The 17,700-nt window shown below is 66.2% G+C and carries 18 protein-coding genes; 4 read left to right on the top strand and 14 right to left on the bottom strand.

What is annotated here, in order from left to right:
• The first annotated feature begins 17 nt into the window (after window positions 1-17).
• Window positions 18-827: a nucleotidyltransferase domain-containing protein gene (locus ABZ942_RS02130; RefSeq protein WP_357378147.1), complete on the top strand. Its 810-nt coding sequence runs from the start codon at window positions 18-20 to the stop codon at window positions 825-827.
• A gap of 24 nt (window positions 828-851) precedes the next feature.
• On the opposite strand, the gene ABZ942_RS02125 is transcribed toward ABZ942_RS02130, so the two are convergent.
• A complete protein-coding gene (locus ABZ942_RS02125; RefSeq protein WP_357378145.1) occupies window positions 852-1,346 on the bottom strand; it encodes a helix-turn-helix domain-containing protein in 495 nt (164 codons plus the stop codon).
• Window positions 1,347-1,463: 117 nt separating this feature from the next.
• Between ABZ942_RS02125 and ABZ942_RS02120 the strand changes: the two genes are divergently transcribed.
• Window positions 1,464-2,105, top strand: coding sequence for a dihydrofolate reductase family protein (locus ABZ942_RS02120; protein ID WP_357378143.1), 642 nt, complete (start codon window positions 1,464-1,466; stop codon window positions 2,103-2,105).
• A 74-nt stretch (window positions 2,106-2,179) separates the two neighbouring features.
• On the opposite strand, the gene ABZ942_RS02115 is transcribed toward ABZ942_RS02120, so the two are convergent.
• The 10 genes from ABZ942_RS02115 to ABZ942_RS02070 form a co-directional block, all read right to left on the bottom strand.
• Window positions 2,180-2,383, bottom strand: coding sequence for a cold-shock protein (locus ABZ942_RS02115; RefSeq protein WP_054814460.1), 204 nt, complete (start codon window positions 2,381-2,383; stop codon window positions 2,180-2,182).
• Window positions 2,384-2,525: 142 nt separating this feature from the next.
• Window positions 2,526-2,954 (bottom strand): putative immunity protein, encoded by a 429-nt coding sequence (locus ABZ942_RS02110; RefSeq protein WP_357378141.1) that lies wholly within the window; start codon window positions 2,952-2,954, stop codon window positions 2,526-2,528.
• 184 nt (window positions 2,955-3,138) lie between these two features.
• A complete protein-coding gene (gene iolD / locus ABZ942_RS02105; protein ID WP_357378139.1) occupies window positions 3,139-4,980 on the bottom strand; it encodes a 3D-(3,5/4)-trihydroxycyclohexane-1,2-dione acylhydrolase (decyclizing) in 1,842 nt (613 codons plus the stop codon).
• Window positions 4,977-5,864: a 5-deoxy-glucuronate isomerase gene (gene iolB, locus ABZ942_RS02100; RefSeq protein ID WP_357378137.1), complete on the bottom strand. Its 888-nt coding sequence runs from the start codon at window positions 5,862-5,864 to the stop codon at window positions 4,977-4,979. Before iolB ends, iolD begins: the two co-directional genes overlap by 4 nt.
• Window positions 5,865-7,206: 1,342 nt before the next feature.
• Window positions 7,207-8,100 (bottom strand): aldolase, encoded by an 894-nt coding sequence (locus ABZ942_RS02095; protein ID WP_357378135.1) that lies wholly within the window; start codon window positions 8,098-8,100, stop codon window positions 7,207-7,209.
• A 34-nt stretch (window positions 8,101-8,134) separates the two neighbouring features.
• Window positions 8,135-9,073: a 5-dehydro-2-deoxygluconokinase gene (gene iolC / locus ABZ942_RS02090; protein WP_357378133.1), complete on the bottom strand. Its 939-nt coding sequence runs from the start codon at window positions 9,071-9,073 to the stop codon at window positions 8,135-8,137.
• 26 nt (window positions 9,074-9,099) lie between these two features.
• Window positions 9,100-9,915: an ATP-binding cassette domain-containing protein gene (locus ABZ942_RS02085; protein ID WP_357378132.1), complete on the bottom strand. Its 816-nt coding sequence runs from the start codon at window positions 9,913-9,915 to the stop codon at window positions 9,100-9,102.
• The gene (locus ABZ942_RS02080; protein ID WP_357378130.1) at window positions 9,912-10,964 is read right to left on the bottom strand and encodes an ABC transporter permease; all 1,053 of its coding nucleotides are present in this window, start codon (window positions 10,962-10,964) and stop codon (window positions 9,912-9,914) included. Before ABZ942_RS02080 ends, ABZ942_RS02085 begins: the two co-directional genes overlap by 4 nt.
• A gap of 10 nt (window positions 10,965-10,974) precedes the next feature.
• Window positions 10,975-11,970, bottom strand: coding sequence for a sugar ABC transporter substrate-binding protein (locus ABZ942_RS02075; RefSeq protein WP_357378128.1), 996 nt, complete (start codon window positions 11,968-11,970; stop codon window positions 10,975-10,977).
• Between the two features lie 19 nt (window positions 11,971-11,989).
• Window positions 11,990-12,886 (bottom strand): TIM barrel protein, encoded by an 897-nt coding sequence (locus tag ABZ942_RS02070; RefSeq protein WP_357378126.1) that lies wholly within the window; start codon window positions 12,884-12,886, stop codon window positions 11,990-11,992.
• 262 nt (window positions 12,887-13,148) lie between these two features.
• Between ABZ942_RS02070 and ABZ942_RS02065 the strand changes: the two genes are divergently transcribed.
• A complete protein-coding gene (locus ABZ942_RS02065; protein ID WP_357378124.1) occupies window positions 13,149-14,153 on the top strand; it encodes a LacI family DNA-binding transcriptional regulator in 1,005 nt (334 codons plus the stop codon).
• Window positions 14,154-14,215: 62 nt separating this feature from the next.
• Window positions 14,216-15,235 (top strand): Gfo/Idh/MocA family oxidoreductase, encoded by a 1,020-nt coding sequence (locus ABZ942_RS02060; RefSeq protein WP_357378122.1) that lies wholly within the window; start codon window positions 14,216-14,218, stop codon window positions 15,233-15,235.
• A 91-nt stretch (window positions 15,236-15,326) separates the two neighbouring features.
• Here the strand turns inward: ABZ942_RS02060 and ABZ942_RS02055 are convergent, their stop codons facing one another.
• From ABZ942_RS02055 to ABZ942_RS02045, 3 genes are all read right to left on the bottom strand, one after another.
• On the bottom strand, window positions 15,327-16,145 hold the full coding sequence (locus ABZ942_RS02055; protein ID WP_357378120.1) for a hypothetical protein: 819 nt from the start codon (window positions 16,143-16,145) through the stop codon (window positions 15,327-15,329).
• A 177-nt stretch (window positions 16,146-16,322) separates the two neighbouring features.
• Window positions 16,323-17,267 carry a NaeI family type II restriction endonuclease gene (locus tag ABZ942_RS02050; RefSeq protein ID WP_357378118.1) on the bottom strand — a complete coding sequence of 315 codons (945 nt, stop codon included), beginning with the start codon at window positions 17,265-17,267 and terminating at the stop codon, window positions 16,323-16,325.
• Window positions 17,268-17,360: 93 nt separating this feature from the next.
• Window positions 17,361-17,618, bottom strand: a complete 258-nt coding sequence (locus ABZ942_RS02045; protein ID WP_357378116.1) for a hypothetical protein — start codon at window positions 17,616-17,618, stop codon at window positions 17,361-17,363.
• Window positions 17,619-17,700: the final 82 nt, after the last annotated feature.

Below are 17,700 nucleotides of genomic sequence, written 5' to 3'. Positions count from 1 at the left end.
CACCTAGCATCAACGGCATGGCCCTACGCGTGATCCCCGCTTCGATGGACCCGACGGTGGTCGGGTCCATCGACTTCGAGCTGGCACGAGTCGAGCGCGAGCATCGCGTCTCGATCCGGCTTGCCATCGAAAGCGGCAGCCGCGCCTGGGGTTTCCCGTCGCCGGATTCCGACTACGACTGCCGGTTCGTCTATGTCGCGAACCTGGATACCTACCTGTCGCCCTGGCGCACCCGCGACGTGCTCGAGACGCCGCTGTCCGGCCTGCTCGACGTGAACGGCTGGGACCTGGCCAAGACGCTGCGCCTGCTGGTCGCGGGCAATGCCGTGCTCATCGAATGGCTCATGTCGCCGATCGTGTACCGCGGCGACAGCCGGTTCCGCGACGACCTGCGCGCCTTGGCCGCCGAGGTCGCCGACCGCAACCGGGTGGCCAGGCACTACCTGCATCTCGGCGCCAAGCAGTGGGAGTTGTTCGACCGCAACCGATCACTCAAGAAGGTGTTCTATTCGCTGCGCCCGGCAATGGCGTTGCGCTGGCTACGCGAGCATCCCGGAGCAGCGGTCGCGCCGATGCACCTGCCGACGCTGCTGGACGAGTGCGACCTGCCCGCCGATCTTGTTGCGGCAGTGGCGGAGTTGACCGAGCTCAAGTCGCGGACCCGCGAAATGGGCAGCGGGACAGTGCCAGTGCCGATCGCCGCGTTCATCGCGTCCGAATTCGACTTGGCCGCAGCGGCTTTCCCAAAGTCCGCGGACCCGGACCTCGACCGTGCCAGGAGTCTCACCGCGGAGTTCTTCCGGGCCGAGGCCACCGCACAGTCGTAAGTGCGCGCAGATGTCCGCGCGCACTTACGATTCGGCGACGGCTGCCGCGTACGCCTGCGCCAGCCGGTGCGTGGCGGTCGGCCGGTCCGGGTCCGGGCGGGGAATGCCGAGGTGGGACTCGCGCAGTTCGTCCATGAAATCCGCCCACAGTTCGGGTCCGCCCTCCTCCAGCAGCTCGGCCCGCACCCGTAACTGCTTGGTGGTCGGCCGGTGCCGCAACCCCCACGCGCCGAGCTGCGCCATTACCGGCACCAACTCGATGGCAGGCTCGGTCAGCCGGTACTCCGCCTTCTGACCGGGCCTGCTGTCCTCGCGACTGAGCAGGCCCGCCGCGACCAGCCGTTTCAGCCGGTCGGACAGGATGTTCGAGGCGATGCCCTCCTCCGATCCGGCGAGCAGTTCCCGGAAATAGCGCCGGTTGCCGAACATCACGTCGCGCAGCACCAGCAGGGTCCAGCGATCGCCGATCACCTCGATCGTCGCGTTGATCGGGCACCCCGAGCGTCCCTCTTCGCGCATCTACCGCTCCTTCGCCGCGAAACCGATTCGAACTTCTGCTTGCAATATACAACCAGTTGCCCTTAGCCTGTACATAAGCGATTGCAAACTGCAAGCAGTATAGAGAAGGACAGCATCATGCCGAAGCTCCGCGTACACAACCTGGCCATCTCGCTGGACGGCTACGTCGCCGGACCGAACCAGGCCGCCGACAACCCGATCGGCGAGGGCGGCATGCGCCTGCACGACTGGGTCTTCGCCACCCGAATCGGCCACGACTGGTCCGGCGCCGAGGGCGGCGAGACCGGCACAGACGACGATTTCATCAAGGCAGGCGATGTCGGTGTCGGCGCAACCATCATGGGCCGCAACATGTTCGGGCCGATTCGCGGCGAGTGGCAGGACGAGGAGTGGAAGGGCTGGTGGGGCGACAACCCGCCGTACCACCACGACACGTTCGTGCTGACCCATCACCCGCGGCCGTCGCTGCCGATGGCGGGCGGGACCACATTCCACTTCGTCGACGACACCCCGGACGAGGTGCTGCGGCGGGCGTTCAAGGCCGCGGACGGCAAGGATGTGCGTTTGGGCGGCGGCTCATCGGTGGTGCGCCAGTTCCTGCGGGCGGGGTTGGTCGACGAGATGCACTTGGCAGTCGTCCCGATCCTGCTGGGCGCCGGCGAGCGCCTCTACGACGAGCTCGGCACACTGCCCGGTTACGCGGTCAGCTCGGTGGTCCGCTCTCCCGCGGTCACCCATGTGACGTTCACCAGGGCGTAAGCACTCCCCGGAAATGGGGAAAGGCCCCGCACCATGCCGGTGTGGGGCCTTTCGAAAGCTTAGGAGCGATCAGATCAGAGGACGCGAACGTCCTGCGCCTGCGGGCCCTTCTGGCCCTGGCCGATCTCGAACTCCACGCGCTGCCCCTCATCGAGGGACCGGAAACCCGCGCCGCTAACGGCCGAGTAATGCACGAAGACGTCGGGGCCTCCGCCGTCTTGCGCGATGAAGCCGAAGCCCTTCTCGCTGTTGAACCACTTCACAATGCCCTGAGCCATTTCATACTTTCTGTAGACGAGCCAGATTCTGCCAAATGGAATGGCCTGGTCTCGTGATCAACGATGCCATGATCCGACGAATTTCTCCACATCTTCCTCGGTCAACTGTGAGCAAAACAACGCTGACGAGGGATTGTTGCCGTCACCTCCCATGCTCTGACAGGCCCCGATCCGGGAAAACCACCCGAAACAGTCGTTCAGGTACCTGAGCTTGTTGCCAGGCTCGCTCGTCGTCCCCCTCCGACGAATCCGCCTGTATCGCCTGCACCGCATAGTTCGCCGCGTGCACCGCGTGGCCCGCGACATGAGCGGTCGCCGCCGCGTGCCCGGCCGACCGCGCGACGAAACCGGCCGCGCCGTCGGACTCACGCGCGGCATCGTGTGCGGCGAACGCAGCCTTGCGCGCCTCGGGCATCGTCAGGTCGCCGCGCACCCACGCCCGGGCGGCCTCGATCGCCGCCGCCGGGCGCGGGTCATCGGGGTGCGCGCGCTCGAAAAGCGGCAGCACGTGCTCGGCACACGCCGCCGCCCACAGCGCGAGCGCCGTGTGGTCGACCCGGTTGAGCGTCACCGGCCCGCTCTGCTCGCCTCGGTCCGCACAGGCCTTCCCCTTCTCGACGCAAGTCGCCACCCATGCTCGGCCACGTCCAGTTATCTTGTGCCGCAAAGGCCATCGCTACCAGCGCACTAAGGCGCCGCTAAGTCATCCTACGACTTTCTGCCGCGTCGTGCAGCCCCCACATCGAGTCTTCTGGTCACGGCCGTAGGTAACGCACCTGGCGTGGCTTCGCGGCGTTGTGGGCGGCGCGGCCGGACAGATGCTCAGGGACACCGACCTCCCACCAGGCGCCTGCCTCGGTCCAGGATGACGGTTGGGTGCGGATCACCAGCACGGCCGGGCGGGACTCGCGGACTGCGGTTTCCCGCGCTTCGGTGTAGGCGGAGCGGAATTCATCGAGGTCGGTGGCGGTGAAGACGGCGCAGCCCAGCGCGCGGGCATGTGCGGCGAAGTCCACTCGCGGCGGCTCGTCGTGGGTGCTGCGACAGTCGGCGTAGAAGTTGTTGAACGGTGCGCCGCCTTGGCCCTCTTGTAGGCGGGCGATCACCGCGTAGCCGTCGTTGTCGCAGACGACCGCGACGAACGGGTGGCCCGCGAAGGCGGCGGAGAACAGTTCGGAGTTCAGCATCAGGTAGGAGCCGTCGCCGAGCATGGTGGTGACCAAACCGTCGGCGTGTGCCATGGCCGCGCCCCAGGCTCCGGCGAGTTCGTAACCCATGCAAGAGAATCCGTATTCGACATCCATGGTCGGTGCGCCGCCGGACGCGCGCCAACCGCCGACGAGTTCGCCGGGCATGCCACCCGAGGCGGTCATGACGTAGTCGTTCGGTTCGCTGAGTTCGTTGACGATGCCGACCACTTGGGCGTAGCTGGGGGTGCCCGGAGTGTGGGCGCGCAGCTTGTCGATGTGGGCGTCCCAGGTGCTGCGTTGAGCTGCCGCGCGGGCGCTCCATTCGGGGTCGACGTGCCATTCCTGAGTGTGTTCGGCCAGGTCACGGACCGTTGCGTCGGCGTCACCGACTATTGCGAGAGCACCGTGTTTGACGGCGTCGAACCGTGCGGTGTTGATGGTGACGAGGCGGACTTCTGGCGCGAAGACGGTCCACGAGGCGGTGGTGAAGTCCTGTAGGCGGGTGCCGACGGCGACGACCAGGTCGGCTTCAGCGGCCAGGACGTTGGCCGAGGTCGAGCCGGTGACGCCGAGTGGACCGGCGTAGAGCGGGTGGTCGTGGGGCACGAGGGTGCGGCCCGCTGTCGTCTCGACGATCGGAATGCCATGGCGCTCAGCGAATTCGAGGGCGGTGGCGGCCGCGCCCGAATAGCGGACACCGCCGCCGAGCACCAGCAGCGCGCGCGCCGAGTTACGCAGTGCCGCGACGGCGTCGGCCAGCGAGCGCTCGTCGGCGCGTGGGCGCAGGATGCGGTGGACGACCGGTTCGAACAGGGCGTCGGGGAAGTCGTAGGTTTCGGCCTGGACGTCTTGCGGCAGGGCGAGGGTGACCGGGCCGGCCTCGGCCGGGTCCGTGAGCACCCGGACCGCCTGGGGCAGCGTGGAAATCAGCTGCTCGGGGCGGGTGATTCGATCGAAGTAGCGGCTCACCGCACGGAAGGCGTCGTTGACGGTGGCGGTCGCGTCGCCGAAATGCTCGACCTGTTGCAGTACCGGATCGGGTGCGCGGGTGGTGAAGGTGTCGCCCGGAAGCAGCAGCAGCGGAAGGCGATTCGCGTGTGCGACGCCTGCGGCGGTCACCATGTTCAGCGCGCCGGGGCCGATCGATGAGGTGGCCACGCCGATCTGCCGCCGATGGGTCGCCTTGGCATAGCCGACGGCGGCCAGGGCCATGCCTTGCTCGGTGTGCCCGCGCCAGACCGGGATCTCGTCACGTCGCTCCTGCAGGGCGGTACCGAGTCCGAGCACATTGCCGTGTCCGAAGATGCCGAAAACGGCGGGGAACAAGGGCACTTCGCGGCCGTCGAGGGTCTCCGAGCGTTGGGCGACCAGCCAGGCCACCAGCGCCTGCGCCGCAGTCAGTTTCATCCGAGCCGTCCTTCGTGGTTGGTGACCGGGCAGCGCGGATCGAGGGGTTCGTCATCCCAGCTGCCGCGCACCCAGGTGTGTGCCGGGTCGTCGCAGAAGGCCATCGAGCGCTGCGGAGCCGGGCCCGCGAGCACGTTGAGGTAGTACATCGGGTAGCCCGGCGCGGCGATGCATGGTCCGTGGTAACCGTGCGGGACCAGGAAAACATCGCCGTCGCGCACGGCGACGTTTTCGTCGAGCGCACCGTCCGCGGTGTAGGTCCGATGCATTCCGAATCCGTCACGTGACGGCATAATCCCGTCCCGACCTGCGATGCGGAAGTAGTAGATCTCCTCGTTGACGACCTCGCAGTCACTCGCTTCGTCGTGCTTGTGCGGTGGGTAGGAGGACCAGTTACCGTCGGGGGTGATCAGTTCACAGGCGTTGAGTTTGTCGGCGTGGTCCCAGATGCCGGGAACGCCGAAGTTGGTGACCTGACGGGTGGCCTGTCCCGCGCCGCGGATGTCGACCGGGACCTGTTCGGCGGGGCCATATTTCGGTTCCAGGCGGTTCGTGCAACGCGCCATGGGTAGTGCGAGTTCCACGGCACCGTCGGCTATCAGCTCGACCTGCGCGTCACGCGGGACGTAGGCAAAGTCCGTCACACGGGTGAAAACCGAGTCCCGGCCCGACAATTCGAACGTCATCCCATCGACACGCACGGTGCAAGCTCCGGCGAGCGGCAAGACGAACGCCTCGAACGCCCCAGTCTCGAGATTCCGGGTTTCACCTGCGCGCAGGTTCAACACTCGCAGCCCGGTGTAGGTCCACCCGGCATCCTCCGGGGTCAGGTGGATCGAATCGCGGCCCTCGCTCAGCGAGCCAGCCGGTCGATGTAGCTTCATCGCAATCCCCTGTCTCCAGCGGTGATAACCGCCCCCATGCTCAGCACCGACCGCACACCGGCCCGCCGCGGCGCGCGAAATCGCACCGCGCGTACACAATTGCTAGCAATTCCGTGCGCGCCAAGATGATTCGCGCGCAGCAGTCGCCCACCACGCCGCGCGGTGCCAGCCAGTCGGCTTAGCCGCGGTACGCATAGCCCTTCGCCGCGGGCACGCGACGCGCGCATGACGGTGCGCCGCGCACGAATCCGCTGACGACTTCGTGCGCGCGACGACGAACTGTGCGCTGCGGTCGCGAGGAGCAAACCGCAGTCGCGCCCGCGGGCGGGGTTCGGGAGGTGGCCGTGACTCATCGGGTCTCCTTCAACCTCTTGGCGGCCACCGTGGCCGCGCTCGCTGGCCGCAGCGGACGAATCCGTGCCGTGCGCACACAAACACCAGCAATTCCGTGCGCGCCAAGATGATTCGCGCGCAGCAGTCGCCCATCACGCCGCTCGGTGCTAGCCGATCGGCTTACCCGCGGTGCGCGTAGCCCTTCGCCGCGGGCACGCGACGCGCGCATGACAGTGCGCCGCGCACGAATCCGCTGACGACTTCGTGCGCGCGACGACGAACTGTGCGCTGCGGTCGCGAGGAACAAACCGCAGTCGCGCCCGCGGGCGGGGTTCGGGAGGTGGCCGTGACTCATCGGGTCTCCTTCAACCTCTTGGCGGCCACCGTGGCCGCGCTCGCTGGCCGCAGCGGACGAATCCGTGCCGTGCGCACACAAACACCAGCAATTCCGTGCGCGCCAAGATGATTCGCGCGCAGCAGTCGCCCATCACGCCGCTCGGTGCTAGCCGATCGGCTTACCCGCGGTGCGCGTAGCCCTTCGCCGCGGGTACGTGGCGCGCGCATGATGGTGCGCCGCGCGCGAGTCCGCTGACGACGACGGGTGCGCGACGACAATCCGTGCGCGTCGATCGCGAGGAACAGCGCACAGTCGACTATTCGGGGGCGGACGTGACTCATCGGGTCTCCTTCAACCTCTTGGCGGCCACCGTGCCCGCGGCCGCTGGCCGCAGCGCACCAAATCGCACCGTGCGCACATAACTGCCAGCAATTCCGTGCGCGCCAGGATGATTCGTGCGCGGCAGTCGCCCACCACGCCGCGCGGCGGCAGTTGGTCGGTTACGGCGCTCGACGTGCTGCACGCCGCCGGGCGTGCTCGGCGCGTAGATCATCGTGCGCCGCTCATGAATTCGCTGGCGACTTCGTGCGCGGGACGACGATCTGTGCGCGGCGGTCACTTGGAGCAACGCGCAGTCGCGCCTGCGGAGAGGGGGCGGGCGGTGGCCGGGATTCATCGGGCCTCCTTCAGCATCTTGGCGGCCGCGTCGACCGCGGTGCCGACGTCGCCGTCGGGCGGGTAGAGCAGCGTTCGGCCGACCACGAGGCCGCGGACCACGTCGTGGCCGAGCGCGCCGTCCCAGTACGCGATGTCGGCGACCTGGTCGCCGGAGGGGGCGCCGCCGAGGACGACTACCGGCAGTGTCGTGGCATCGAGAACCGAGATATCTTCGGGGGCAGGGATCTTCAGCCAGGTGTAGGCAGAGGTGACGCCGAGGCCGGAGGCTACCGTGATGGCGCGGGCCAATGATGCCGCGTCTTTGCTCATGACCAGGGCGCCGGATTCGTTGCGGTGGTACGGCAGTGGCTCGACCATCGCCATGAGTCCGTTGGCGGCGAGTTCGGAGACGGCTTGCGCGCAGGCCTGCAGCGTCGGCACTGTGCCCGCGTCCGAATCGACAAGGCGCAGTAGCATTTTGCCGCCGTCGAGGCGGAATCTGGCGAGCGAGTCGGCGTCGTATCCGGTGAAGCGGTCGTCGATCTCCCATTCCGCGCCGGCCAGTCCGCCGCGGTTCATGGAGCCGATGACGACCTTGTCGTCCAGGGCGTCCAACAGCAGCAGTTCCTCGACCACGTCCGGGGAGCCGAGCACGCCGTCGACGTCCGGGTGGGCCAGCGCGACCAGCAGCCGCTCCAGCAGCGTGCGCCGGTCCGCCATGGCGGTCAGGTCCGAGCCGACGCCGAGGGCGCCGCGGGCCGGGTGGTCGGCGGCGATCAGGAACAGGGTGTCCTTGTCCGCCAACAGGTTCGGCCGCCGGACCCGCTTCGCATATGCCCGCTCGACCGCCGCCGGGTCCGTCGCGCGGACGCGCAGCAGCTCACGCCAGCGTTCGTCGGTCAAATGCACTGTAGTTCCTCCAGTTTCGTGATGGCCGGCCACGTCAGCGGCACAGCAGTTCCTCGATCTCCGAGTTCGTCGGCATGGCATCCGCGCACGCCAATCGCGACGCGACCAGGGCCCCAGCGGCATTCGCGTAGGTGGCGATGCGGTGTGGGTCCCAGTCCGAGAGCAGGCCGTGGATCAGCGCACCGCCGAAGCCGTCGCCCGCACCGAGCCCGCAGACCACCTCGACGCGGCACGGTGGCACGGTCCAGCGTTCGTATTCGGTGGCGACGAGCACGCCCTCTGCTCCGCGCTTGATCACCGCGAGGCGGACGCCGCGCGCCAGCAGTCGGTCGGCGGCCTCGTCGGGATCGGCTGTCCCCACGGCGACTTGGACCTCGGTGCGGTTGCCGACAACGACATTGACATGGTCGACCATCCAGCCGATCTCGGACCGGGCGGTGTCGACGTCCGGCCAGAACATCGGCCGGTAGTCGAGGTCGAGCACGGTGTGCCCGCGCCGGTCCCGCCGTTCGAGGATCCGGCGCTGGGTGGTGCGGCCGGGCTCGGCGCTGACCCCGGTTCCGGTAACCCACAGCAGCGGAATCGAATCCACCACGTCCCACGGCACCTCGTCCTCGGCGATGGTGAGATCCGGCGCGATGGGCGCGCGGTAGAACAGCAGCGGCGGATCGGCGGGCGGCTTGAGTTCGCAAAAGACCACCGGCGTCAGGAGATCCGGCGCGGTACCGACATAGTCGGCCGATACACCGAAGTCCGCCAACGCAGTTCGCACATAGTCACCGAAGCCATCCGGACCCACCTTCGTGAGCACCGCACTGCGGCGACCCAGTCGCGCGGCGGCGACCGCAACGTTGGTCGCGGTGCCGCCCAAGAACTTCGCGAAGGACTCGACCTCGGCCAGGCCGACACCGCTCTGCTGCGGATAGAGATCGACGCCGACGCGGCCGATCGTCAACGCTTCCAGACCGGTCACGACAGCACCTTCCGCAGCGGATCGACTCACGAAACGACCCGCTGCAGTTCGTGCTGCAACGCGTCCAGCTCAGCGCCGCCTGCCATCTGCCGTGTGAGCTCGGACAGGTCGATCTCGTCCTTCTCATACGAGCCGAGCACCGTGCCACGTTTCAGCAACAGGAACCGATCGCCGACCGGGAACGCATGGTGCGGATTGTGCGTGATGAGGATGACCCCGAGCCCGCGATCACGCGCCTGGACAACGTATTTCAGCACCACCCCGGCCTGCTTCACGCCGAGCGCGGCGGTCGGCTCGTCCAGGATCAGCACCTTGGCGCCGTAGTGCACGGCCCGCGCGATGGCGACGCATTGCCGCTGACCGCCGGACAGCGTGCCGACCGGCTGCTCCATATCGCGGATCTCGATGCCCATGTCCGCCAACCCTTGTCGGGCGATCTCGCGGCCCTTGCGACGGTCGAGGAGTCGGAACGGGCCGGTGGTCGGCTCCGAGCCGAGCACGAAGTTGCGCCAGACACTCATCAGCGGCACCACCGCCAGATCTTGATAGACGGTCGCGATGCCGTGGTCCAAAGCCGCACGCGGCGAGGACAATCGGACCGACTGTCCGTCGATCCGCAATTCGCCGCGGTCGTGCTGGTGCACGCCCGCCAGGATCTTGATCAGCGTCGACTTGCCCGCGCCGTTGTCGCCGAGGATGCAGGTGACCTGGCCCGCGTTCACCACGGTGGACACGTTCTCGAGCGCGACCACGCCGCCGTAGCTCTTGCCGATACCGACGGCCTCGATCAGCGGGGTCGGCCCACTCGTCTCCCGGCCATCGCCTGACGATGCTGTGCTCATCGGCGTATCCTTTCGGCTCGCTTCTGGAATCTGTTGTTGACCAACACCGCCGCCAGCAGCAGCACGCCGAGGAACAGCATGAACCAGTCACTGTCCCAGCGCGCGAACACAATTCCCTGACGAGCCATGCCGAAGATCAGGGCGCCGATCGCGGCGCCGATCGCCGAACCGAAACCGCCGGTCAGCAGGCAGCCGCCGACCACCGCGGCGATGATGTAATGCAGTTCCAGCCCCACACCCTGATTCGCCTGCACACTGGCGAAACGCAGAATGCTGCAGGAGCCGACCACCCAACCGGCGAACGCCGTGGTCATGAAGAGCACGATCTTCGTCCGATTCGCCGGCACCCCGACGGCCCGCGCATTCTGCAGCGCGCCACCGACCGCGAAGATCCAGTTGCCGAACCTGGTGCGCACCAACACGATCGAGGCGATCACCGTCAGCACGACCCACCAGATGACCGAGGCTTGGATGCGAGCGTCACCGATGTCGAGCGTCGAGGCGAACACCCAGCCCGCCGAGTTGTAGCCGTCCGCGCTCCGAATCCCCGACACCTGAACGGTTCCGGTGACCATTCGGGTCACGCCGAGGTTCAGGCCCTGCAGCGCAAGGAAAGTGCCCAACGTGACGATGAAGCTCGGCAATCCCGTACGCATCACCAGCCATCCGTTGAACGCGCCGACGAGCAGCGCGAGCACCAGCGAGGCCAGCAGCGCGAACCAGACGTTCCAGCCCGCGTGCACCGCGAGCAGCGCGGTGACCAGCGCGGTCGACGCCGTCATCACACCGGCCGACAGATCGAACTCGCCACCGATCATCAACAGCGCCACCGCAACCGCCATGATGCCGAGCGTGGACGAATCGTCCAGCCAGGTCGCGACGCCGAGCGGACTCAGGAAGCGATCGGTGATGATCGAGAAGAACACGAACACGAGTAGCGCGCCGAGCGCGGCACCGATCTCCGGCCGGACGACCATCCGCTGCATCAGCGTCGGCCCCTTCGGTTCGGCGGCCGGGCCGGCCTCGGATGTCTTTGTGGCAACAGTCATTTCATACTCCTCAGCGGGTGCCCTGGGCCACGAGCGCGGCGACGGCATCGACGTTGTCCTTGTCGACGAAGGCCGGACCCGTCTGCACCGGTGTGCCACCACCGACAGTGTTCAGGTTCGTCCGGTAGGCCTGCAGCAACACCACGGGCAGATAGCCCTGCTCGTACTGCTGCTGGTCGACGGCGAACAGCAGCTTGCCCGCGCGGATGGCCTCGACCACATCGGAATTGAGGTCGAACGTCGCGACCGTCGCGCCGGACTGCGCCTCCTTCACCCCGTCCACCGCACGGGCGGCGACCTGTGAATTGAGCGTCAGCACAGCGTCGATGGACTTGTCCGCCTCCAGCGCGCCCTTGATGCGGGACTGCGCATCGGTCGGGTTGTTGATGTCCACCTGCAGCGTCGTCCCGTTGCCGAAGGCCTTGGTCGCGCCCTCGCAACGCTGGTTGGCGCCGATATTGCCCGCCTCGTGGATCACGCAGAGCAGCTTGGTCTTCTTCGCGTCGGCGAGGCGCTTGCCCGCCGCCTGCCCCGCCAGCGACTCGCTTTGTCCCACATGGCCGATGGCGCCGAACTTGGCACTCTCGCTCTCGCCGGAGTTGATCGTCACCACCGGAATGCCTGCGGCCCTGGCCTTTTCGATCGAGGGTCGCAGGGCGTCGGGGTTGGCCATCGAGACGACCAGCCCGTCGACACCCTGCGCGACCGCGTTGTCGATAAGCTTCGCCTGCTGGCCCGGATCGCCCGCCGAGTTGTATTCGACCCGGACGCCGAGGTCTTTGCCCGCCGCCTCCGCGCCGTTCTTGACGACGTTCCAGAACGCGTCACCGGGACTGCCGTGCGTGACCACCGCGACGGAGTGCAATTTGCCCGCAGCGACAGGGGAATTGGTCGGCGCGGGCACGTCGGCGCCCGGCCCGCTACAGGCGGCGAGCACCGCGGCGGCGGCCAGCCACGGCGCCAAGCGGCGCGATCGCTGCCACCCGCGGCGTACTCGAAGAGACATCGTTGTCATCACTTCCCCACTAGATTCGTGCGGCGGACGTCGCGAGCGCCGCCAGGTGGCGCAGGCTGCGTTCGGTGTCCCGGCTCGGCAGCTCCGCCGAGTCGGTGGGCCGCAGGGCCGTGTCCTGCTCCATCACATACCAGCCGTCGTATCCGGCGGCCTGCATGCTGTGTACCAGAGCGGTGATGTCGACATCCCCCTCGCCCAGCGGGGCGTACAGCCCGCGGCGCACGGCCTCGCTGTATTCCAGTGCGCCGGCACGTACTTCGTCGGCGATCGCGCTGCGGACGTCCTTCAAGTGAATGTGCCCGATGCGGTTGGCGTGTCGCTGTGCCAGCAGCACCGGATCGGTGCCGCCGATCAGCAGGTGACCGGTGTCGAGGCAGATGTCGAGGTCCGAATCGGCCAGGAAGCGTTCGACTTCGGGTTCGGTCTCCACGTGCGTGCCGACATGCGGGTGCAGCACCGTGCGCAGGCCGTGCTCGGCGGCGATGTCGCGGATCGCGGCGGAAGTGTCGATGAGCGTGCGCCATTCGTCCGCGCTGAGCTGCGGGCGGGCGTCGTATCCGCCGAGGCCGGTCGCGGCGGCAAGCACGAGGACGTCGGCGCCGGTCGCAGCGAACAGCGCGGCGTTCTCCTTCGCCTGCGCGAGCGCGCTTTCCGGCTCCTCGTGCAGTACCAGCGCCAGGAATCCGCCGACCGCGGAGATGCCGAATGTCGCGAGCAGCGAGCGCAATTCGTCCGGGTCGCGCGGAAGATAGCCGGGCGGGCCGAGTTCGGTCGCGGACAGGCCGAGCGCGGCCATTTCCGAGAGCACGGTGTGCGCGTCGAGCACGTGACCCCAGCCGGGCACTTCACACACTCCCCAGGAGATGGGGGCGGCCGCGATGCGCAGCGGGTAGAGCGGTTCGGTCATCAGGACTTCTCCGACCTTCGATGTCGAGTTGGAGCGCTCCACACGGTTGGAGCGCTCCAACTATGTAACGTGGGTCATAGTGTGTCAAGAGGCGCACCGTTGGCCGGAATATCGCTACTACCAGGTAATATCCGAGCTTCCAGCGGAAACGCCGAGAACTCGGATGAGAAGAAAGTCGGATTAGAGCGCTCTATTGATTAGCGCGCGACAACCTTGTAACGTCCGACACTGCACGGATCATCGAACGCGGAACGGAGGCGACATGGCGCGACCGACCATGGAAGACGTCGCCGAACGCGCCGGCGTCTCCCGCGCCCTCGTCTCGCTCGTCATGCGCAACTCACCGAAGGTGAGCGACCATCGCCGCCGCGCCGTGCTCGAGGCCGCCAAAGACCTCGGCTACCAGCCACACATCATGGCCCGCTCGCTGGCCAGCCGAACCTCGAACATCGTCGGCGTCATGGTCTCCGACCTGCACAACGCCTTCTTCGCCGACGTCGTCGAGGGAATGGACAGCGCCGCACAGGAATCCGGCCTGGAGCTCATCCTCAACACCGGCCGCCGCAGCGCCGCCCGCGAGCGCACCGCCCTGGAGAGCCTGCTCGCCTTCCGGCCCGGTGGCATCATCCTGCTCTCCCCCATCCTGCCCGCCGCCGCCATTCGCGATGCGGCACAACAGGCTCCGCTGGTCCTGGTGTCCCGCAGCTCCACCATCGCCGACGTCGACACCGTCAACGACGACGGCGAGGTCGGCGCCGGCTTGGCCGTGGATCACCTTGCCTCCCTTGGCCATCGGCGCATCGTGCACCTCGACGGCGGCACCGCGTTCACCGCGGCCCCCCGCCGCAAGGGCTACACCGCCGCGATGGAACGCCACGGCCTAGAGCCGATGGTCATCCCGAGCGAACACACCGACTCCGCAGGCATAGCCGCCGTTCAGAAGCTGCTGAACCTCTTCTCCCGCGACAACTTCCCCACCGCCTTGGTCTGCGGCAACGACTTCAACGCCGTCGGCGCCATGTCCGCGCTGGCAGAGGCCGGTTTGCGCGTACCCGACGACGTCTCCATCGTCGGCTACGACAACACCTCCCTGGCCGCCCTGCGCCACGTCTCCCTGACCACCATCGACCAGCCGCGCGTCCAAATGGGCCGCCTCGCCGTCGAAGCACTCGTCGAACGGCTACGCGCCGACCGCACCGACCCGGTCCGTCGCCGCCTGCAGCCCTCCCTCGTCGTCCGCGCGACGACCAGCACCCCCATCAACTGAAACTTCCCCTGCCCCAGGCAGTTTCCCCACCACACGTCGAGATTTCACCAGGAGGAAAGTCGATGACATCCCACAAAGCCGTCACCCTCGGCCTCGCAGGCACCGGCCGCATCGGCACCTCCCACGCCGAAACCCTCAAAAATCTCCCCAACGTAGCCAACGTCATCGTCGCCGACGCCGACCCCGACCGAGCCCGCACCACCGCCACCAAACTCGGCCTCGAATTCGCCCCCGACCTCGACACCCTCTTCGCCGCCGACCTCGACGGCCTCATCATCACCACCGCCACCGACTCCCACCCCGAGTTGATCACCAGAGCGGTAGACGCAGGCATCCCCGTCTTCTGCGAAAAGCCGGTAGCCGCCAACATCGAAGGCACCCTGGCCGTCCTCGACCACCTCCAAAACACCACAGTCCCAGTACAAATCGGCTTCCAACGCCGCTTCGACGCCGGCTACCGCGCCGCCCGCGAAGCCATCCACTCCGGCTCCCTCGGCTGGCTGCACACCCTCCGCGCCACCACCCTCGACCCCACACCCCCACCCCCCGCCTACATCCCCCACTCCGGCGGCATCTTCCGCGACTGCGGCGTCCACGACTTCGACATAATCCGCTGGGTAACCGGCCAAGAAATAGTCGAGGTCTACGCCACCGGCACCAACCAGGGCGACCCCATCTTCACCGAATCCGGCGACGTAGACACCGCCGCGGTGCTGTTGCGCCTCGACAACGACACCCTCACCACCGTCTCCCTCACCCGCTACAACGGCGCAGGCTACGACGTCCGCCTAGAAGCCCTCGGCTCCAAGGGAAACGCCATCGTCGGACTCGACGACCGCTCCCCCCTCACCTCAGTAGAACCCGACTACCCAGCCTCCCCCTACCCCGCCTACCCCGGGTTCATGGACCGCTTCCGCAACGCCTACACCGACGAACTCATCGCCTTCGTCTCCGTCGTCAACGGCAACCTCGAAAACCCTTGCAGCCCAGCGGATGCCCTTGAAGCCTTCTACGTCGCCGAAGCTTGCGAACTGTCACGCAGGGAAGAGCGCGCTGTCCAGATCGCCGAAGTCCGCCGCTAGTCACGCATCGCTAGCAGACCTGGCAGTCAGTACCGCTAGAATCGAGAAACGTGGTCGCGGTGAACGCTGAAATCATCGGCGATGCCTGCCACTAAGTGCGGAGCTGCGCCCGCAGAGTGTCTGCGCAGATCTGCATCTCATCGTCAGTCGGCAAAGCGACGGTGCCGAATTCTCCGGGTTTGGCCATTCGCAAGTCAACAAAGCTGAAGCGGCGTTGATCTTCGAGGTAGTACTGTGCCGGATGTTTGCGACCTTGCGGACCGCTGCGGTAGTGGGGGTTTTCGATGTAGATGCCAACAACGGAATTGCCGCACCAAATGTCGGCACGGAAGAGCGCATCGGCGAGCGGATGGGAGAGAGCCGGCAGACTCTGCCTGCGGAGCCAGCTCAATGCATAGACCTCACGCAGGAATGAGTAGTAGAAGGCTCCGATGCGCCACTGCAACGCGTCATGCGCGACGACCAGCGCCCTATCTTCGGCCAAACCTTTGCGGTGAACGAGGTAGTTCGCAGCCTGATGCTGTATATCCCTCGCAGGATTCCACAGCCAGGGGCGCCTGGAAGGCACTTTGCACCAGTCGTCCCGAAACTCTTGCCAACTATAGATTCTGCCCAGGTCCTCCAGGCAGAAGTGAAAGAGGTGTGCGAATGCGAAGTCTGGCCGCCAGTCTCTGATGAGACGGACTGTGCTGTCGAATTCTTCGCGCAGGACACCGAGAGGATGCTCGGTTTCGAGCTGTTGGATCGCTTCAGGTTCGATGTCGAAGATCGCGGAGCTGACGTGAGCGAGGACCTCATCTGCGACGTACTCGCAGCCCGGCCGTGACTTCCACCGCTGGAGCTTGCCCTGAGCCTTCCCAGCGGAACCAAAGAGCTGTGCGACATCTTCGCCGCTAACTTGCACTGTCATGTCAACCACCTCGAGCTCGGGGCCCGCGCTACTCATCCGCATGCATCGCCTGTACTGCCCAAGCTACGACAGGGCACCGACAGGTAGCCCTCAACTACTCTGCGGTCGAACAACGTTCGACAGGCAGCGGCCGAGTTCAAGCCCTGTCCGTGGCGCTAACCGGCCATCACCAGACCCTTAAATAACGGGCGCAGGAACCTTCGGATCGCCAGGCCGTGCGACCGACCACTTCACACCACCAATCTCAGCAACGGGGTCGTCCCTGTCGATACGGGCCGGTGTCACGCGGGCGGCAACGAATTCGCCCTTACTCGGAACCGGCAAGCCGAGCTTGGCGGCCACCTCTCGTTCCTGATGCCCGAGTATAATTATGCCATCGTGTTGCAAAACCGTGCGTGATCCACCATTCGTTCGGACACGCTTCATGAAATCATCCTGCTGCGCCACTGTGGCGATCTCTGCGCGCCTGATTATTCTCCCATGAACCGATCGAAACAGCTCATTAGTCCGCGCTTGACCGTGCCGGTTACCCACTCGAGATTTTGCGGAGAAAATGCGATCCCGAGTGACCCCATCCAGTTGGATATAGATATTAGGCGCCAAGAACCTGACATCCGGCCACAACTCACGCACTTTCGCTCGACCTTTCAACGAAAGCGTCGTCTTCGCATCTCGATTACGCCCCAGGTTGAGATACGATTCTTTCACTCTAACCAACCCCGCATTCCATGTAGCATGATCGTCATCCGCGGTTATAAGTAACGCTATGTGATCAACCACTTCTGGCGGCAAGGTCCAACCGCCGTACCGCATGGAGTATTTGCAGTCTACTTCAATCCCCGCAATTCGATAGTCCGTCGCTTCTCCGTCTTCGAATTCGAATTCGCGCTGCAGGTTGATCTCGACCAAGGTTCCCATGTGGGTCTTCTCGGTCTTGAACAGCTGCGAGAAGTTCCATCTCCCCGTTCGCTGCCCGTCGTACAGCTGATCCAACGTGTCACGAAGAACCCTCGCTACCCGCGCACCGGTCGGATCAAGTCGATACAGCTCGAGCTGGACTGCGTCGAGCTCCTCATCATGCTCTTCACCTGTGAATCCGAGTGGTAGCTGACTGCTTGACATCGTATGACTCCCCAGACATCCGGATGTGTAGTCGAAGCATAGCCCGCGCGGCAGAAACCCAGGAGAGCATCGTCGCTACCAAAGACGGCGGTGCTAGAGCACCGCGATCAGCGCAATTCCGATCAATAGCGTCGTACCGAAGGCGGCGCCACCGCACATCACAGCCTTGGCAAGCGTGGCGGCGTCAATCCGGCTCAGAATCCCCGTCACCAAGCCGACGACGATAGCCACAGTGAAAACGAGGCAAAGGGACAGCACTAGAACCGGTCCGTTGTCCGCTACTTTGGCTTCGGTTGTACTCGACGGCTGCGCAGCGCGCGCCTCGCCAACCGAGATGGTTACGCTGTTCATGTGAGCTCCGTTCTAGTTCATCTATGGAGGTAGGCCGGGTTTTCACAGCTGCCCCCACCCCTAGCCGGGTGGGGGCAGCACC

The organism is Nocardia sp. NPDC046473, from assembly GCF_040645995.1.
Taxonomy (GTDB): Bacteria; Actinomycetota; Actinomycetes; order Mycobacteriales; family Mycobacteriaceae; genus Nocardia.
The sequence above is the reverse complement of the archived record's forward strand: the minus strand, read 5'-3'. Positions and strand labels throughout refer to the sequence as shown.